An 18,758-nucleotide genomic window follows, 5' to 3' on the forward strand; every position below is an offset into this window, starting at 1 on the left:
GTATAGTTGATTGCATACAATTTAGCCACCACAGATACCCCAATCTGAATTTACAGAAAGAAACCGCTGCCATGACCGACATAACGGCCCCTTCCACCTTCCGCGCCATGGTCACAAGCCCCAGTACCGCCGCCAGCCAAGCCGGGGCAAACGTGCTGCGCGATGGCGGCACTGCGATTGAGGCGGTCGTCGCCACTGCCGCGATGTTAGCGGTAACATGCCCGCATTTCTGCGGTATTGGCGGGGATGCGGTCTGGATGGTGTCGGACAAATCGGGCAAGGTTCAATCGTTCATGGGCATTGGTCAGGCGGGTGAAAAGACGCCTGAGACCATAACACCGGGAACGCCCATTCCCCTGCGTGGCCCAGCATCAACATTAACCACCGCCTGCACTGTTGATTCATGGCAACACGCGCTGGATCATTCCGCCCGCCATTGGGGTGGTAAACGCAGCCTGTCGGAACTCATCACCCCGTCAATTGAACTGGCCGAAAACGGGTTCCCGATCAGTGCATCGCAGTGCTTCTGGCTGAATTTCCGTAAAGACGAATTTGAAAACTGGCCGGGATTTGCCGCCATATTCGCCCCCGATGGCCGAATGCCAACGCCCGGCGAAACATTCAAACAACCCGACCTTGCCCGCAGCCTCAAACAGATCGCGGCCAAGGGGGCGCGCGATTTTTACGACGGCGACCTGGCACAGCGCATTATTGCCGGCCTTGCAAAGGCAGGATCCCCGATCACGGCAAATGACCTTGCCCAAACACGCACCCGCACAGTGGATGCGGTGTCGCTTGCCTATGGCGATGTCACGCTTTATGCCCCGCCCGCCCCGACACAAGGATTGGCGACCCTGATGACCATGGGGATCTTGCGCGAACTGGGGACAAAGAACTGGGCCGAAGGCACGGCCGATCATTACCATCTGGTGGTTGAGGCGATTAAACGGGCGTTTCTGGCGCGCGACCGCATTGCCGACCCGGATTTCAATCTTGATGATCTGAGCAATATGTTGACCGATGAGGTTTTGACATCCGCCGCCGACGATATTTCAACCGCCCACGCAATGGATTGGCCCCACCCGTTCCGCCGTGGCGATACAGTGTTTTTGGCGGCAACCGACGCACAGGGCAATTGCGCCAGTGTGCTGCAAAGTACCTATTTTGATTGGGGCAGCGGAGTTGTCGCGGGCGATACCGGCATCATCTGGCAAAACCGTGGGGCTGCCTTTAGCACCCAGCCCGGTCACCCCAACGAACTCAAACCCGGCAAACGCCCGTTTTATACCCTCAACCCCGGCTTGGCACTGAAACACGGCAAACCGCATTTGCTGTATGGGACGCAGGGTGCGGATGGACAGCCGCAAACATTGGCGATGCTCCTTACCCGATTGCTTGATTTTGGCCTGTCGCCTGCGGAGGCTTTGGCAAAGCCGCGCTTCTTGCTGGGCAAGACGTTTTCGGATGCCAATGACAGCCTGAAACTTGAGGCTGATGCCGGGCCGGACGTGTTTGATGATCTAACCCAACGCGGGCATGTTTTGCGTGAGATCGAAGCCCAAAGTGCGCTTGCCGGTCAGGCCGGGATCATCCGCATTGATGACGACGGTTTTGTCGATGGGGCGCATGACCCGCGCAGCGACGGCATGGCCATCGGGGTTTAAAGCGGGCTATCGCGGGCAATGATCAGGATGGGCGTTTTCAAACGCCTTGATGGCAGAACAGCGCTCGGCAATGGCGTTAATACGTTTAAACCCGCTGGTATCAACGCCCCAGCGATGGGCATTATAAAGCTGCGGGATCAGGCAGATATCGGCCATGCCGGGCCGATCCCCATGACAGAAATCGCCTTGGGAAGCTTCCGGACCTTGGGCCAGCATGGCCTCAAACCCGGCCAAGCCCGATCCGATATACTTCGCCATCCATTCGGATCGCACCGCATCGGGGTCCTCGCCATGGGTGGTTGCCATATCCATGACATGGCGCACCACGCCAAGGTTACAAACGGGGTGAATATCCATCGCGATCACGTGTGAAAGGGCGCGAACCCGTTGGCGGGCCAAGGTATCGTTGGGCAACAATCCCTGCCCCGGTCGGGTTTCATCAAGATATTCAAGGATCGCCACCGACTGGGTCATCATGATCCCGTCAATCTCAAGCGCGGGGACCAATCCTTGGGGGTTATGCTGCCGGTATGCGGGGGACTTATGCCCCCCGGCGAGCAAATCTACTGGCACCGTGCGGTACGCAATGCCCAAAAGCCCCAAGGCAATCCGCAGCCGATAGCTGGCTGAGGATCGCCAGTAATCATATAAAACGACCTCAGCCATGATCGGTCACCTTAGCCCTTATATTGCGTTACGGTCTGATCGATCGCGCCAAAGATCGATGTGCCGTCTTTTCCCAGCATCTCGATCTTGACCCGATCACCGAACTGCAAGAACGGGGTTTTGGCCGCACCGGTTTCAATGGTTTCAATCATGCGGATTTCGGCAATGCAGGAATATCCCGCCCCGCCTTCTGCGACAGGCTTGCCCGGGCCCCCGTCCAATTTGTTTGAAACCGTGCCCGACCCGACCACACTGCCCGCGCCAAGGGGGCGTGTGCGTGCGGCATGCGCCACCAGTTGAGCAAAATCAAAGGTCATATCAACACCCGCATTGGCCCGGCCAAACGGTTTGCCATTCAAGTCAACGTTCAAAGGCAAATGCACCTTGCCCCCATCCCATGCGTCCCCAAGTTCGTCGGGGGTGACGGCCACCGGGGAAAAGGCGGATGACGGTTTGGACTGGAAAAAGCCAAATCCCTTGGCCAGTTCGCCCGGAATCAACCCGCGCAGCGACACATCATTGACCAGCATGATCAGGCGGATGGCATCGCGTGCCTGATCAAGACTGGCACCCATGGGGACATCGTCGGTGATGACCGCGATCTCGCCTTCCATATCAATGCCCCATGCGGTATCGGCCATTGCAATATCATCACATGGTCCCAGAAAACGGTCCGATCCACCCTGATACATCAGGGGATCAGTCCAGAATGTTTCGGGCATTTCCGCACTGCGGGCTTTGCGCACCAGTTCGACATGGTTGACATAGGCCGACCCATCCGCCCACTGAAACGCGCGCGGCAGGGGGGAATGGAGCTGGGTGGCATCAAGGGCTTCGCGTTTGGCAATCGATGATCCGGCGGCGATTTCATCAGCCAGTTCGATGAGGCGTGGCGCAACAATCGCCCAGTCATCAAGGGCGGCCTGCAAGGTGGGGGCAATCGCACTGGCATCGACATAATGTGAAAGATCACCTGTCACCAGAACAAGCTGGCCATCACGTGTACCGTTTTTAAGGGTTGCAAGTTTCATTGGGTTTCATGCCTCCGGCATTCTTGTCGTTAAGTCCAGAAAATCGTCTTTTTATCGGCTGACCGTTACGTTCGACCGTTACGTTTGGGCTTTAAATTTGGGCTTCATGGGCGACCTTGCGGGGTGCCGTCAAATTTGCGTTCAAGCCCATCCCAGCATTCAAGATAATCATCCTGAAGGGTTTCAAGTTCGGCGGCGAATTTGGTCAGTTGCTGCGGGAATTGGGTTTCGAACATAAAGGCCATGGTGCCTTCGAGTTTTTCCGGGCCGAGGTTGCTGTTCGATGCCTTTTCAAAGCCGAACGCATCGGGGCCATGGGCCAGCATCATGTTGTGCAAACTCATGCCGCCGGGCACAAAGCCCTTTTCCTTGGCGTCATATTGCCCGCAAATCAGGCCCATGAATTCGGACATGATGTTGCGGTGATACCATGGCGGACGGAAGGTGTTTTCGGCGACCATCCAGCGCGGCGGGAAAATGACGAAATCGATGTTCGCAGTCCCGGCCTCGCCCGACGGGGCGGTCAGAACGGTAAAGATCGATGGATCGGGATGATCGAACAAAATCGCCCCGACCGGTGAGAAGGTCCGAAGATCATATTTGAACGGTGTGTAATTGCCATGCCACGCCACCACATCCAAAGGCGAATGGCCGATGTTGGTTTGATGGAACTTGCCACACCATTTGATCAAAATCCGGCACGGGGTTTCTTTATCCTCATAAGCCGCCACAGGCGTTTTAAAATCGCGCGGATTGGCAAGGCAGTTGGCCCCGATGGGCCCGCGTTCGGGCAAGGTGAATTTCGCGCCGTAATTTTCACAGACATAGCCCCGCGCCCCGCCGTCAATTCCGGCTTTGACGATGGATACCTTGAACATCATACCGCGCGGGATCAGGGCGACCTCAAGCGGTTCAACATCCATGATGCCAAGTTCGGTAAAAATCCGAAGCGTGCCACTTTCGGGCACGATCAGCATTTCACCATCGGCATTGAAGAAATAGTCATCGACCATATCGGTGTTACAGACATAGACGTGGCTTGCCATGCCGCTGAGCGTCATGGCGTCCCCGGCCGTTGTCACCGTGCGCATGCCCGTCATAAAGTCGGTTGGTTCGGACGGCATCGGGACCGGGTCCCAGCGCAATTGCCCAAGGGCCAGACTATGATCGCCGACACAAGGGGCGGTTTTCCAATCTGGCAGGGACAGGGATTTAAACCGGCCATTGTGGCGGACACTGGGGCGGATCCGATACAGCCATGACCGTTCATTGGTGCCGCGTGGTGCGGTAAAGGGCGATCCAGAAAGCTGTTCGGCATACAGGCCATACGGGCATTTTTGCGGGCTGTTCTGCCCTTGGGGCAGTGCACCGGGCAGGCATTCCGTTTCAAAATCATTGCCAAAACCGGGCATGTAAGACAAATCGCTGCTTGCGCCGTTTTGGGCGGTTTTGCTGGTTGCGATATGATCGGTCATTGCCTTTTCCCTAACAATATTTGATATAGTTACATTCGTAACCATTATTTTTGTAACTATCAAACGGCCTTTTCCAGCCATGAAAACCGAGTTCGATTTACACAGCTTTCTGCCGTTTCTGATGCATCACGCCAGCGAAAAGGTCAGTTTCGGTTTCCGCGATATTTATCGCGATCAATACCGGATGACCCGATCCGAATGGCGCGTTCTTGCCACCCTTGGCCAATATGGCGCATTGACTGCGACCGAAATCGTTACCCATACCGGGCTTCATAAAACCAAGGTTTCGCGCGCAGTCTTTTCCATCGAGCAGCGCCGCTGGTTAAAGCGTCATCAGGACGAACAGGACCGCCGTATTCAGCGCCTTGAATTAACCTCCCAAGGTCAATCGGCGTTTGCGTCGCTTTGCAAAGCAGGCATTACCTATGACCAAAAAGTCCGCGACTTTCTGGGTGAGGATGATTTCAGTCGGCTGTCTGCCCTCCTGACGAAGCTGAACGATCTTTGATCAGCATTCCTTTTCCACCTCACTCTTCACCACGCGGATCACCGCCCCAACTTTGGGTGAACGCATCAATTTCAGTGCGGAACGCATCGAAAGCCGGGTGTCCGGGCTGAAAATAATCGGCCTTGGGGTTCATCAGCGTCACACAGCACGCCACCGCCCCGTCCAGATTGTAAACCGGCGCACTGATCGCCGATAAGCCGGGCACAATATCGCCTTCGATCACTGCCGCGCCGCGCGCCCGGGTATCGGTAATAAGCCGATCCACCGTCGCATCATCCCAATGCAGGATGTCTTGTTCGGCGTGAATGACATGTTCGATGGCACTTCTGGGCATGGCCGACAAAAAGGCCTGCCCGGTGGCCGAGCGCAAAAGCGGCATGACCGTTCCCAACCCCATGGTTGATATGATCGGCGGACCACCATGTTCGGTACGGATCAGAACCGGGCCGCGTTCACCCCAGATTGCCAGATGCCCGGATGAGCGTAATTCAATGGCCAATTTTCGCAATAAACGCCCGGCCCGCATGACAACGTCATTGCGCTCAATCGCCGAAATTCCCATACGAAGCGCCATCGGGCCCAACCCATAAAGCCCGGTTTGGTCATCCTGCCAGGCAAGACCGATCCTTACCAGACTTGCCAGATAACGATGCACCTTGGCCGGTGACATATCGACCGCGGCGGCCAGGTCCTTTAGCGGGACCGGGAATTTGAAATCGCATAAAGCGGCAATGATGACGCCACTGACCTCAACCGACTGGATGCCTTTGCGCGTATCCGCCGCATCGGTTGCACTCATTGCGTCTGGTGCATCCAAGTCAACCTGATCGGTCAAAAGGTCTTTTGTCGGAAACTGGGTCAAAAAATTACCTTTATAAATTTCATATTGCGTAATTCATTATATATATCATAATTCCAAAGCAAAGAGGAAATCACATTCGGCGTCGGATCAAACCCGATGGACTGGATGCGCAATCCCCATCCACCGGCCAGACTCAATAAGACCGGAAATGCCGACGCCCAAACAAACAACAACCCCATGATCAAGAAAACAGGGAGAGGAACATGAAACCGATGAATTTACGCAAAACGGTGATGAGCATTCTGGCCGGGGCCACCATGCTTGCCGGGGCTGGTGTGGCACAGGCCGCCGACATCACCCTTAAGGTCAGCCACTATCTGCCGCCAAGCCATGGTTTTCAGGTCGATTTTCTTGAAAACTGGGGCAAGCAGCTTTCGGAAAAGACCAATGGCAAGGTTGAGGTGCAAATCTTTGACGCTACATCCGCCTTTGGCAAGATCGACCGGCAGGCCGATCAGGTGCGCGCCGGTGTGATGGACATGGCCGTGGGCCTCAATGGCATTCCGCGTGATCGCTATCCTGCTGCGTCGGTCATTGAAATGCCGTTCCTTGTAAAATATGCCGATTCCGGGTCCGAAACCCTGTGGCAGCTTTATAAGGAAGGCCTTCTTGGCAGTGACTATCAGGATTTTAAGGTTCTGGGTCTTTTCACCCATGAAGGCGGGCTGATCCATACCCTTGATACCCCGGTAAGATCGCTTGACGACCTTAAGGGTCTTCGTCTTCGCACCCCTAGCCCGGCGATTTCGGCCATGCTTGAATCGTTTGGCGCATCGCCGGTTGGGCTGCCACCATCAGCGATTTACGAAAATCTGCAAAAGGGCAATATCGAAGGTCTGGTAACGACCTGGGATCTGGTCAATGCGGTTAAGGCCAATGAACTTTTGAAATATCATACCGATGCGGCAGCCTATACCGCCGGGTTCTATTTTGTGATGAACCAGAAGAAATATGACAGCCTGCCCGAAGATGTCCGTGCGGCAATTGATGAAATTTCCGGTGATGCACTGGTGAGTAAATTTGGTGACTGGTGGACCAAATGGGAAGCGGTTGGCAAAGCAGCCGCCGAAGAACGCGGCAATGAAATCATCGTAATTGATGATGCGACGCGCGCGGAATGGCAGGCATCGGTCCAGCCGATGATCAAGGATTACCTTGAAAGCCTGAAAGAAAAAGGCGTTGCCGATCCCGAGGCGATTTACAAGCGTGCGCAGGAACTGGTCGCGGAATTTGACGCCAAATATCACGCTGGCGACAAATGACACAACGCGCTTACAAATCTGGTGGATCGCGGCTTTATGCCGCGGTCGACCACCTTGACCGCGCGATGAATAGGCTGACCGACATTCTGGCATTTGTCGGCATGTCGGCCCTTATTGGCGCGATTGGCATTGTGGTTGTTGATATTGTCTGGCGACGGATCGGCGGGCAATCGATGGTTGGCGCGGTTGATTTGACCCAGTTTTGCGTCATGGCTGCCGCCTCATGGGCAATCCCCTATGCCTTTAGCGCGCGTGCCCATGTCACGGTCGATCTGATCGGTAAAAACCGTCTTCGCATTCTTTTCAACACCATCGACAGGTTGATCCCGCTTTTGTGCGCCGGGGTCATGGCATTTTTGCTGTATCTGTCGTGGGGGCGGGCGATGGAGCAATGGGATTACGGCGATGTGTCGCAAAACCTTGCGATCCCGATGATCCTGTTCTGGGGCTTTTTGCTCAGCGGCATGGCGATCTCGACACTGGTGTGTCTGGTGCATTTTCTTAAAACGCTTTTAACCAACGAGACTATTTGATGGCCACCGAATGGGCAGGATTAATCGGGTTTGTTGTCGCCCTGACACTCGCACTTTTGCGTGTCCCCGTCGCGATTGCGATGGCGGTTGTCGGCATTGGCGGCTCCTTGCTTTTGACCGACTGGATGTCGGCAAGCTATGTGATGGCGAGCCTGCCGTTTGAAGCGATTTTCCCTTATGGGCTGTCGGTTGTTCCGCTGTTTATTTTTATGGGTGTGTTTGCATCCCATTCGGGATTATCGGGCAATCTGTTTCGCGGCATCACCGCGTTTTCCGGTCATCGTCCCGGCGGTTTGGCCGCATCAAGTGTTGGCGCCAGTGCGGTGTTTGGCGCGATTTGCGGATCGTCGCTTGCGACCTGTGCGACCATGGGCCGGGTGGCCTTGCCCGAAATGCAAAAACGCGGATACGCCAAAAGCCTTGCCGGAGCGTCAATTGCGGCGGGTGGGACACTGGGCGTTTTGATCCCGCCGTCGATCCTTTTGGTGATTTATGCCCTGATGACTGAACAATCGATTGGCGCCCTGTTTGCGGGCGCGATGATCCCGGGGATTTTGGCGACCATTCTTTATATCGCGTCCATCCGCCTTCAGGTGATGCGCAATCCATCCTTGGCCCCGGTCAGTGAGTATGTGCCGTGGTCGAAACGCTGGGGTGCTTTGCTTCAGATGTGGGATGCGATTGTGCTGATCGTCCTTGTCATTGGCGGGATTTATGCCGGGCTGTTTTCCCCGACCGAGGCGGCGGCTGTTGGTGCGGGTGGGGCACTTTTGTTTGCAGGCATTCGCAAAAAGCTTAACTGGGCAACATTACGCGCGGGCATTCGCGAAACGGCGGGCATGACCGGGATGATCTTTTTGATCCTGATCGGGGCGGCGCTTTTCAATTTCTTTATTGAAACCAGTGGGCTGACCCAGACACTGGTCAACTGGATCACCACACAGGGGTATTCGCCACTTGCTGTGCTGATAACGCTTTTGGCGTTTTACATTGTTCTGGGCTGCTTTATGGACAGCCTGTCGATGATCCTTCTGACCGTGGTTCCGGCCTTTAACGTGATTACCGGGGTTGGTTATGACCCGGTGTGGTTTGGGGTTTTGCTGGTGTCGGTGGTTGAAATCGGCCTGATCACCCCGCCGATTGGCATGAACCTGTTTATCATTCAGGGCGTGTCATCGGATATGACGATCACCACGCTTTCGCGCGGTATCCTGCCGTTTTTGGCGGCGGACATTGTCCGCGTGGTTTTGATGGTGGCCATTCCCGGTCTTATTCTTTGGCTGCCGCATCTTTTGGGGTTTGGTGCCTACTGACCCTGATCAACAACGTCCCAGCAAAAAGGCCCGAAACAGCATCACCTGTCTCGGGCCTTTTTCATGAGGTTTCGCTTCAATCCCTATTCGGCGGCGTCGACTTTGAGAACACCGCGGCGAATTTGGTCTTCTTCGATGCTTTCAAACAGCGCACGGAAGTTGCCCTCGCCAAAGCCTTCGTCGCCTTTGCGCTGAATGAATTCAAAGAAGATCGGCCCGATTACGGTTTTTGAGAAAATTTGCAGCAGGATTTTGGTCATGCCGCCATCAATCACCCCTTCGCCGTCAATCAGGATGCCGTGCTGTTTCATCCGCTCAATCGGTTCATCATGACCGTGCACGCGCTCGTGGGATTTTTCGTAATAGGTTTCCGGCGGACCGGGCATGAATTTAAGTTCATTGGCGGCAAGCTTATCGGTGGCATCGTAAATGCCGTCCGTGCCGACGGCGATATGCTGAATGCCTTCGCCTTTGTATTTGCGCAGATACTCTTCGATCTGGCTTTTATCGTCGGTCGATTCGTTCAGCGGGATGCGGATTTTACCGCAAGGTGAGGTGATTGCGCGGCTGACCAGCCCGGTGATTTTCCCGGCAATGTCAAAGAAATGGATCTGGGTAAAGCCAAACAGATCACGATAGAAATCCCACCATTTATCCATGTTGCCGCGATAGACATTATGGGTCAGATGGTCGAGGTAATAGAAGCCGACCCCTTCTGGTTTCGGGTCGCGGTCGCCCAGCCAGTCAAATTCCGCGTCATAGGCCGATCCGGTTTCGTCATATGTGTCGATGAAATAAATGATGGAGCCGCCGATCCCGACAATGGCTGGCACATCGAGTGTTTTGTCATTGCCGACATAAGGTTCCGCCCCCTTGGACACCGCATGATCAAAGGCATGCTTGGCATCAACCACGCGCCACGCCATCGAGGGCGCACACGGGCCATGCTTTTGCACAAACGTCATTGCGTGGCTGCCCGGTTCGGCATTGAGGATGTAGTTGATATCGCCCTGACGCCAGACGGTGATGTTTTTGGTTTTGTGCTTGGCCACCGGCACATAGCCCATGCGGGTAAACAGGGCTTCAAGTGTTGCGGCGTCTTCATGGGCAAATTCGACAAATTCAAACCCGTCCGTACCGGCGGGATTTTTGTCGGTGATGGTGGCGCGCGGCGCATCATGGGGGAACGGGCCCATATGAAGTCTCCTCTGACTGGAATTATTCAATTTCTGATTAATCCAATCGTGCGCCAAACCACGCGCAAAGTGCATGCATTTATGGTTGATTCTGACCCATTAATGCACACATCATGCATAGTTCATCAAAATAGCGCGGATATCATGCAACTTGATAAATTAGACCTTAAATTGCTGGCCGAACTGCAAAAGGACGGCCGCCTGACCAACAATGACCTGTCTGAGCGGATTGGGCTGTCGGCATCGCAATGTTCGCGCCGTCGTGCGCGGCTTGAAGATGACAAGGTCATCCGGGGATATCGGGCCGATATCGACCGTCAGAAAATGGGGCTGGGGTTGCTGGTGGTGATATCCGTCACGCTTGCCACCCATAACCGCGACAATGCCAAACGGTTTGCAAGGCTTCTGGCCGATTTGCCTGAGGTCCTTGAGGCCTTTTCGCTGACCGGGGAGATGGATTATCACCTTAAGGTCGCAACACGCGATCTTGCCGCATTGTCGCATTTCGTCAATGAGGTGCTTTTGCCCCATGACTCGGTCCAGCATGTCAAAACATCAATTGTCCTAAACGTGCTCAAGGATTTCGAGGGGGTGGCTGTTGGTGCGCAAATCTGAAATTTGACCCGCACGCCCACACGAAAAAAGACCGCACCCGAAGGTACGGTCTTTTCTGTTTCGAAACTCCCCCTATCCCTGAGCTTCGAACTCCCCCCAAATCAAATCGTTAAATCGCAAGATACTGGTCACGCAGTTCTTCGTTATCGAGAACCTCTTGCGCGGTGCCATCAAAGACGATTTCGCCGCTGTCCATAATGATCGCGCGATCCGCAAGCTTGAGTGCCGCGATGGCATTTTGCTCAACAATGATCGTGGTGATGCCCAGTTTTTTGACGTTTTGTAGCGTCTTTTCAATTTCCTGAACAATCACCGGTGCCAAGCCTTCGTATGGCTCATCAAGCAACAGAAGCTTGATATCGCGGGCAAGTGCCCGGCCAATTGCCAACATCTGCTGTTCACCACCCGAAAGCGTGATGGCTTCCTGTTCCGCCCTTTCGCCAAGACGCGGGAACAGTTCATAGATGCGTTCAATCGACCAGCCAATCGGCTCGGCAATCTGGGCCAGTTCAAGGTTCTGCTCAACTGTCATGCCCGGAATGATCCGACGATCTTCTGGCACAAGCTGAAGCCCAAGCTGGGCTGCCTGCCATGCCTTCATGGTGTGAAGCGGCTGATGGTCGAGCCAGATTTCACCTTGCTTGAGTTCCGGGTTCGCCATGCGGGCCAGGGCCCGCAAGGTCGAGGTTTTACCCGCCCCGTTTCGCCCCAAAAGGGCCAGGATTTCACCTTCGCGGATGTCGAAGGAAACCCCTTGCACGATATAGCTTTCGCCGTAATAGGCATGCAGGTTATGGACCGAGAAAAACGCCGGGTCACCGCCCTGATTGCGAACAGGTTCCGTTTTTGGCACTGCGTTCATACCGCTTCCCCTCCGAGGTAGGCTTCTTTTACTCTGGGATCATTGCGCACTTCTTCAGGGGTGCCTTCGGCAATAATCGCCCCTTGCGCCAGAACACTGATGCGGTCGGCCAAACTGAACACAACATGCATGTCATGTTCAATAATCACCTTGGTCATGCCGCGTTCCTTGATCCTTTGCAGCAGTTCAATCGTGCGGTTGGTGTCATGGCGCGACATACCGGCAGTCGGTTCATCAAGCAGGAACAGTTTTGGATGCTGGCCCAAGCACATTGCCAGTTCAAGCCGGCGTTTATCGCCGCGCGACATCGAACTTGCAATCTGATCCTGATGATCAATCAACCCGACATCCTCAAGAAGATGTTCGGCTTGCTCGCGGATTTCATTTTCCGCAAACAGGCTTTTGAGGAAGCCCATTTTGAATTCACCATCGCGCTTGGCAAAGGCCGGGATCATCACGTTTTGCAACAATGACAAATCCGGGAAGATTTCCGGTGTCTGAAAGACACGCGCAACCCCAAGCTGGTTAATCTCGTGGGGTTGTTTGCCCGTCAGAACCTCATCACCAAGCAAAACCCGGCCCCGGTTGGGGGCAAGACGCCCGACGATCACGTTCAGAAGCGTCGATTTTCCCGCACCGTTCGGACCAATGATAGCATGAACTGTGCCTTCCTTGACCCGAAGATTGATGTCAGACAACGCACGCAAACCGCCGAAATTCTTGTCCACATCGGTTACATCAAGAATGTATTCAGACATCGGTCAGGCCTCCTTCGTCGAAGGTTGTTCTTTTTCTTTGTCCTCTGCGGAGGATGACGAACGGTTGCTCACAAGACGCCAAAGGCGATTGATCCCTTCCATAATGCCACCGGGCAGGAAGATCACGATCAGCATGAACACCAGACCAAGTGTCAGATGCCAGCCATCACCCACAAACAATCCGAGAACCGATGCAACCCCATTGGCCAACCAGTCCGGAAGGAAGGAAAAGGCATTCACAAGAACCGTGTCGTTAAAGGCCGACAGGATGTTTTCGAAATACTTGATGATACCCGCCCCAAGCAGCGGACCAATCAGAGTGCCAACACCGCCAAGAATGGTGATCAGGACAATCTCACCCGATGCGGTCCATTGCATGCGTTCAGCACCGGCCAACGGATCGGTGACCGCCAGAAGCGATCCAGCAAGCCCGGCATACATGCCCGAGATAACAAAGGCCGTCATCAAATAGGGACGGGTATTATACCCGGTGTATCCCATGCGGCTCTGGTTTGACTTGATCGCACGCAGTTTCAGGCCAAATGGGGACCGGAAGATGCGCAAATAGATGAAGAACGAAATCAACATCAAGGCCGCACAAATATAGAACCCGGAATAGCCGATACCTTCAATCCCAAACAGGTTCGGGGTCGGAAGCGACGCATCAGCCTGAATACCAGCCGCACGATCCAGAATACGCGCATCCCCCTGGGTTAACTGCAGACCGGTTTCACCATTGGTGATCGGGGTCAGAACAGAATAGGCCAAGTTATAGGACATCTGCGCAAACGCGAGTGTCAGGATCGAGAAGTAAATCCCCGAGCGGCGCAACGAGACAAACCCGATGGCCAGCGCAAACAATCCTGACAGCACAGTTCCGAAAATCAACGCCGGAATAACGTTCATCGACAGCAGTTTAAACGACCAGACAGCGGTGTAAGAACCCACCCCGAGAAAGGCCGCATGGCCAAAGGAAAGATACCCCGTAAGACCAAACAGAATGTTGTAGCCAATGGCGAAGATGCCAAAGATCATGAATTTCTGCATCAGGTCAGGATAGGCCGCCCCAAAGGGCTGCAGCCAGATCGGCATGGTCAGGACCACTGCCGACAGAATGACCATGTAAAGGATATCCTGCTTTGGCGAGACGATTTTTGTGTTTGTCATTTTAGCTCTCCATCACACCGCGACGACCCATGAGACCACGCGGGCGGGTCAGCAGAATAACGACGGCAACAAGGTAAATGATGACTTGGTCAATGCCCGGGAAGATATCTTTTACCTCGGTCATGGACGAGAAGGACTGCAAGATACCCAGCAGGAACCCTGCGAGCACCGCACCGGGCAAGGAGCCCATCCCCCCGACAACCACCACGACAAATGACAGCACAAGGAAGTCCATCCCCAAATGGTAATCCGGGGGCAGAACCGGCGTATACATGACACCAGCAAGGCCCGCGACCACCGCAGCCATGCCAAACACAATCGTAAAGCGACGTTCGATGTTAATCCCAAGAAGCTCGACCGTTTCCCGGTCGGCCATCCCGGCACGCACAACCATCCCGTAGGTGGTAAAATGCAGGAACGAGAAAACAAGCCCGATGGTCATCAGCGAGAACGCCAGATAAATCAGACGCCACCAAGGATAAACAACCGACTCACCAAGTCCGAACACAGCCCCGATTGCAGCGGAACCGGCAACAATATCCGGTGCCCCCTGCGGGATCGGGTTGGCGCCAAAGAATGCCTTGATCAGTTCTTGCATCACAATGGCCAGGCCAAAGGTCACAAGGATCTGGTCGGCGTGTGGACGTTTATAGAAATACCGGATCAGACTGCGTTCCATCACGATGCCGATCAACAACATCACGGGTATCGCAAGAAGGATCGACAACGGTACCGACCAATTGATAATCGCACTACCGGTATCGCCGAACCAGACTTCAAGGTAAGGCGTTTCCTTGTAGGCGTCAAAGAAGGTCACAGACTCATCTTTGACTCGGACCGAAAGGGTCAGAATTTTTTCGAGTGTTACCGCACAAAAGGCGCCCATCATAAAGATGGCACCATGGGCAAAGTTCACCACGCCAAGCGTGCCGAACACCAAAGTCAAGCCAAGTGCGATCAGTGCATAAGCACCGCCCTTGTCCAAACCATTGAGAATTTGAAGAAATATAGCGTCCATCAGTTATCCGCCGCGTATTCGTAAAGGACTTAATGAAAAGACCAAAGAGACCTGCGTGCTGGCAAATGGGCCGACCATTGGGAAATGGTCGGCCCTGCTTGCATTATTTGGACTGTATCAAACCTGATACGGACCCAGTTCCCCACCGAACATGTCGGCCGGATACTCAACCTGTGCACGCGGCACTTCCTTGACGACTTCAAGAAGGTCAAAGTTGGACTGTGGTTCTTGTTTACCACGTACAACCAGAACGTCTTTGAAGCACTGATGGTCTTCTGCACGGTACAGGGTCTTGCCGTTACCAGCGCCATCGAACTCGAAACCTTCGAGCTGTTTGATGACTTCCCAAGGGGCAAACGTACCGGCCATTTCACAGGCATTTGCATATAGCAAAGTCTGGACGTAGCAGGTGTGCGCAGCCTGGGACGGCGGGAAGCCGTATTCCTGACCAAAGGATTTCACAAAGGCCTGTGAACCTTCATCCTGCAGCGACCAATGCCAGTTGGTGGTACCCAAGATGCCTTTTGCAGCATCGCCAGCACCCTGTGCCATCAGGCGGGAATACAGCGGAACGACAACTTCGAACTGCTTGCCATTCACCATCTTGTCACGCAGACCAAACTGAACAGCCTGCGTCAGGGAGTTGACCATGTCCTTACCATAGTGGTTCAGGATCAGGACATCGGCACCAGAGTTCAGAACCGGCGTGATATACTGCGAGAAGTCACCTGCACCAACCGGGGTACGGACCGTGTTCACAGTTTCCCAACCGATATTCTCGGTTGCGGCTTTGATCGATTCTTCCTGAGTCCAACCCCAAGTGTAATCGGCCGTCAGGTGATAGGCGCGACGATCAGCACCATATTCATCCAAAAGAACCGGCGCAATTGCCTGACCAGACATGTAAGCGTTGAAGAAATGGCGGAAGCCATAACGCTTTTTGTCTTTACCCGTTGTATCGTTCGAGTGGGTCAGACCGGCCATAAAGATCACGCCCATTTCCTGGCAGAGACCCTGAACCGCGACAGCAACGCCCGAGGACGAACCACCGGTAATCATCGCAACGTTGTCTTTTTCGATCATGCGTTTTGCCGATGCACGTGCCGCATCGGATTTGGTCTGCGTATCGCCGGTAACGAACTCGACTTTCTTGCCGAGGATGCCGTTGCCTTTGAGCTCAAGCGGCTTGATGGTATTAAGCATCCCGCCGTCGCCTTCACCATTGAGGTGTTTGACAGCAAGCTGATAGGCACGAAGTTCATCCGCACCCTCATCGGCATACGGACCCGACTGCGGTACGTTAAAGCCGAGTTTTACGCTGCTTGCGCTGCCCGGGTCGCCGCGGAAAGTCTGGGCGTGGGCATTCTTGATGAAATGCATCGGGAAAGTGCCGCCGATAAGGGCTGCACCTGTGGTTGCCGCGGATCCCTTAAGGATCGTACGACGTGATACATTCAGGATATTCTTGGTCTCCGACATGGTTTTCCTCCCCAATGTCTTGGGATTTGTTTCAGAGAAATCTGAGGCCTATTTTCTGGTTTGTTTTTTTCACGACCTGCTAAAACAATGGGGGTGCGTTGAAAATGAATCAACACCTAGTTGATATAGAAGAGTTTTTTTGTAAATATATAGATGGATGCTGTGAAAATTTGTAAATTTTGTCAAAAATGAGACTTTAGTATGACCCGTCAGGCCCCCATCGGACATCGCATTCGCGGTCGCCGCAAAGATATCGGGATGACCCAGAATGCACTGGCCAAGACGGCCGGGATTTCGCCGTCGTATCTGAACCTTATCGAACATAACCGACGTTCGATTGGGGGCGGATTGCTGATGCGCATTGCCGAAGCGCTGAACATTCAGCCCCATACACTGTCAGGGTCGGAAGAAAGTCGTCTCTTATCGGACCTCAGCGAAGCCGCGTCTGATCCGGTGTTTCGCACAACCCCGATTGAACGCAGCGAATTTCCATCCATGATCGCCGCCGCACCGGGCATGATTGCGGCTTTTCTGTCGCTGTATCGCGCCTATCGCAGCGGGCTGGACAATGTTGATGCCCTGTCCGAGCGCCTCAGCCACGATCCATTTTTGACCGAAGCCAGCCACTCAATCCTGACACGGATTACCTCGATCCGATCCGTTGCCGAGATTTTCAACGATTACGACGACCTTCCCAATGAACAACGCGCGCGCTTTAACGCGACACTGGTGCGTGAATCACAGCGACTGGCCGAATCTGCGACCGAGATTTTCAACTTTCTTGAACGCGGTGATGCCGGGCGCCCGGCAACAAGCCCGGCCGAAGAAGTCGATGATCTGCTTAATGACAATGCCAACTACTTCCCGTCGCTTGAGGATCAGGCCGCGAATATGCGCCCGGCGATTGACCCGGACGGTGGATTGTTCCTGACCGACCTGATCAACTACCTTGAAAGCCATCACAAGATCAGGGTTGAACGTTTACCTTCTGAAGAATTCCCCACCGGCGGGTTTGAGTGGGATCAGAAAACCAAAACAGTGCGGTTTTCACGCGCACTGCCGATCACGTCCGCACGGTTTCAGGCGGCACGCACCATCTGTAGCATCGAGGCGATTGATGCCATCAACGGTGTTCTTGATAAAGCGTCGATCAGCAGCGATGCCGGGCGACATCGCGCGACCGAGGCTCTGGTGTCTTATTGTGCCGCGGCCCTCTTGTTCCCCTATGAACAGTTTCTTGCCGATGCGCGCACGTTCCGCCATGACATTGAATTGCTGCAGCAACGCTATGCGGCAAGCTGGGAACAGATTTGCCATAGACTAACAACCTTGCGGCGCACCGGATCGGAAGGCATTCCCTTCCACCTTTTGCGAACCGATATTGCCGGTAATATTTCCAAACGGTTTTCAGCATCGGGTTTGCAACTGCCGCGCTATGGCGGGGCCTGCCCGCGCTGGGCGGTGCATGAAGCATATCTTGCCCCCGAACGGGTCATTCCACAATTTGTCCGTCTGCCTGACACAAGTGAATATTTGTTTGTCGCGCGTGCACTTCGCACAGGGGCGGGCGGATACGGGGTTCCGCAATCGGTTTATTCGGTAATGATTGGCTGTGATACGGCCTTTGCCCATGACGTGGTCTATGCCGATGGGTTACCGCTTGAGCGGGCAGATTCGGCAATTCCCGTCGGGATATCATGCCGACAATGCCCGCGCGCAGACTGTCGACAGCGGGCGTATGAAATGTCGGACACGGCACTTGTATCGCCCGGCGCATAACCACACGTATTTGGCAGGATCCTTGCAATTTTAACGCACATTTACCCCCTGACTGATCGCATGAACCATACCACCCCAAAGTAGCATTATAATTCGATCAGTTAGCGGTTAGGATTGGCCTCATAAAATGCGAAGAATCGGGGAGAACGTCCTTTGAACAAGAGACCCAAGGTCCTGATCGCCGAAGATGAGGAAACCATTGTTGAATCGCTTAGCTTTCTGATGGAAAAAGAAGGCTATGATGTCAGTGTGGCCACAGATGGCCAAACTGCGATTAAAATGATCGCCCGCGACATTCCCGACATGGTGCTCCTTGATGTCATGATGCCCGGCTGTGACGGGTTTGAAGTCGTGCGCGCCGTGCGCGCCGATCCGAAAACCAAACCAATCCCGATCATGATGCTAACGGCCAAAACACGCGAAGTCGACCGGCGCAAGGGATTGGAACTTGGCGTTGATGACTTTGTCACCAAACCCTTTTCGACCCGCGATGTCGTATCACGGGTCAAGGCCCTGCTTGAACGAACGGAATGCTAACGCACCCTTCCCCCGATTGGCAGGAGCCCCATC

18 protein-coding genes are annotated in these 18,758 nt (G+C 54.3%); 8 read left to right on the forward strand and 10 right to left on the reverse strand.

Going from position 1 to position 18,758, the window contains the following annotated elements; genetic code table 11:
* Positions 1-71: 71 nt before the first annotated feature.
* Positions 72-1,664, forward strand: coding sequence for a gamma-glutamyltransferase family protein (locus tag COO92_RS12965; protein ID WP_206186410.1), 1,593 nt, complete (start codon positions 72-74; stop codon positions 1,662-1,664).
* A gap of 6 nt (positions 1,665-1,670) precedes the next feature.
* Here COO92_RS12965 and maiA read toward each other — a convergent pair whose 3' ends face one another.
* The 3 genes from maiA to hmgA form a co-directional block, all read right to left on the reverse strand.
* On the reverse strand, positions 1,671-2,330 hold the full coding sequence (maiA, locus tag COO92_RS12970) for a maleylacetoacetate isomerase (RefSeq protein WP_101302736.1): 660 nt from the start codon (positions 2,328-2,330) through the stop codon (positions 1,671-1,673).
* Positions 2,331-2,341: 11 nt separating this feature from the next.
* Positions 2,342-3,361, reverse strand: a complete 1,020-nt coding sequence (locus COO92_RS12975) for a fumarylacetoacetate hydrolase family protein (RefSeq protein ID WP_101302738.1) — start codon at positions 3,359-3,361, stop codon at positions 2,342-2,344.
* A gap of 104 nt (positions 3,362-3,465) precedes the next feature.
* Positions 3,466-4,836, reverse strand: a complete 1,371-nt coding sequence (gene hmgA, locus COO92_RS12980) for a homogentisate 1,2-dioxygenase (protein WP_101302740.1) — start codon at positions 4,834-4,836, stop codon at positions 3,466-3,468.
* 79 nt (positions 4,837-4,915) lie between these two features.
* Here hmgA and COO92_RS12985 point away from each other — a divergent pair, with 79 nt between their 5' ends.
* Positions 4,916-5,344, forward strand: a complete 429-nt coding sequence (locus tag COO92_RS12985; protein ID WP_101302742.1) for a MarR family winged helix-turn-helix transcriptional regulator — start codon at positions 4,916-4,918, stop codon at positions 5,342-5,344.
* Positions 5,345-5,363: 19 nt separating this feature from the next.
* Here COO92_RS12985 and COO92_RS12990 read toward each other — a convergent pair whose 3' ends face one another.
* On the reverse strand, positions 5,364-6,206 hold the full coding sequence (locus COO92_RS12990) for an IclR family transcriptional regulator (RefSeq protein ID WP_101302744.1): 843 nt from the start codon (positions 6,204-6,206) through the stop codon (positions 5,364-5,366).
* 203 nt (positions 6,207-6,409) lie between these two features.
* Here COO92_RS12990 and COO92_RS13000 point away from each other — a divergent pair, with 203 nt between their 5' ends.
* From COO92_RS13000 to COO92_RS13010, 3 genes are read left to right on the forward strand one after another with little or no spacing between them, the layout of a single operon-like run.
* Positions 6,410-7,468 carry a TRAP transporter substrate-binding protein gene (locus tag COO92_RS13000; protein ID WP_101302748.1) on the forward strand — a complete coding sequence of 353 codons (1,059 nt, stop codon included), beginning with the start codon at positions 6,410-6,412 and terminating at the stop codon, positions 7,466-7,468.
* Positions 7,465-8,001, forward strand: coding sequence for a TRAP transporter small permease (locus tag COO92_RS13005; protein WP_101302750.1), 537 nt, complete (start codon positions 7,465-7,467; stop codon positions 7,999-8,001). The genes COO92_RS13000 and COO92_RS13005 overlap by 4 nt, the downstream gene beginning before the upstream one ends.
* On the forward strand, positions 8,001-9,314 hold the full coding sequence (locus tag COO92_RS13010) for a TRAP transporter large permease (RefSeq protein ID WP_101302752.1): 1,314 nt from the start codon (positions 8,001-8,003) through the stop codon (positions 9,312-9,314). The genes COO92_RS13005 and COO92_RS13010 overlap by 1 nt, the downstream gene beginning before the upstream one ends.
* Positions 9,315-9,397: 83 nt before the next feature.
* Here the strand turns inward: COO92_RS13010 and hppD are convergent, their stop codons facing one another.
* A complete protein-coding gene (gene hppD / locus COO92_RS13015; protein WP_101302754.1) occupies positions 9,398-10,510 on the reverse strand; it encodes a 4-hydroxyphenylpyruvate dioxygenase in 1,113 nt (370 codons plus the stop codon).
* Between the two features lie 144 nt (positions 10,511-10,654).
* Between hppD and COO92_RS13020 the strand changes: the two genes are divergently transcribed.
* Positions 10,655-11,125, forward strand: coding sequence for an Lrp/AsnC family transcriptional regulator (locus COO92_RS13020; protein WP_206186411.1), 471 nt, complete (start codon positions 10,655-10,657; stop codon positions 11,123-11,125).
* A 109-nt stretch (positions 11,126-11,234) separates the two neighbouring features.
* Here COO92_RS13020 and COO92_RS13025 read toward each other — a convergent pair whose 3' ends face one another.
* The 5 genes from COO92_RS13025 to COO92_RS13045 all read right to left on the reverse strand — a co-directional run bounded on the left by COO92_RS13025 (position 11,235) and on the right by COO92_RS13045 (position 16,409).
* Positions 11,235-11,987: an ABC transporter ATP-binding protein gene (locus COO92_RS13025; protein ID WP_101302756.1), complete on the reverse strand. Its 753-nt coding sequence runs from the start codon at positions 11,985-11,987 to the stop codon at positions 11,235-11,237.
* The gene (locus COO92_RS13030; RefSeq protein WP_101302758.1) at positions 11,984-12,745 is read right to left on the reverse strand and encodes an ABC transporter ATP-binding protein; all 762 of its coding nucleotides are present in this window, start codon (positions 12,743-12,745) and stop codon (positions 11,984-11,986) included. The genes COO92_RS13025 and COO92_RS13030 overlap by 4 nt, the downstream gene beginning before the upstream one ends.
* Before the next feature lie 3 nt (positions 12,746-12,748).
* Positions 12,749-13,912 carry a branched-chain amino acid ABC transporter permease gene (locus COO92_RS13035; RefSeq protein ID WP_101302760.1) on the reverse strand — a complete coding sequence of 388 codons (1,164 nt, stop codon included), beginning with the start codon at positions 13,910-13,912 and terminating at the stop codon, positions 12,749-12,751.
* Position 13,913: 1 nt separating this feature from the next.
* Positions 13,914-14,930, reverse strand: coding sequence for a branched-chain amino acid ABC transporter permease (locus COO92_RS13040; RefSeq protein WP_101302762.1), 1,017 nt, complete (start codon positions 14,928-14,930; stop codon positions 13,914-13,916).
* Positions 14,931-15,047: 117 nt separating this feature from the next.
* Positions 15,048-16,409 (reverse strand): ABC transporter substrate-binding protein, encoded by a 1,362-nt coding sequence (locus COO92_RS13045; protein ID WP_101302764.1) that lies wholly within the window; start codon positions 16,407-16,409, stop codon positions 15,048-15,050.
* A gap of 201 nt (positions 16,410-16,610) precedes the next feature.
* On the opposite strand from COO92_RS13045, the gene COO92_RS13050 reads away from it, so the two are divergent.
* The gene (locus tag COO92_RS13050; protein WP_101302766.1) at positions 16,611-18,188 is read left to right on the forward strand and encodes a helix-turn-helix domain-containing protein; all 1,578 of its coding nucleotides are present in this window, start codon (positions 16,611-16,613) and stop codon (positions 18,186-18,188) included.
* A gap of 153 nt (positions 18,189-18,341) precedes the next feature.
* The gene (locus tag COO92_RS13055) at positions 18,342-18,725 is read left to right on the forward strand and encodes a response regulator transcription factor (RefSeq protein WP_022731445.1); all 384 of its coding nucleotides are present in this window, start codon (positions 18,342-18,344) and stop codon (positions 18,723-18,725) included.
* Positions 18,726-18,758: the final 33 nt, after the last annotated feature.

This window comes from Thalassospira lohafexi (assembly GCF_002844275.1).
Classification (GTDB): domain Bacteria; phylum Pseudomonadota; class Alphaproteobacteria; order Rhodospirillales; family Thalassospiraceae; genus Thalassospira; species Thalassospira lohafexi.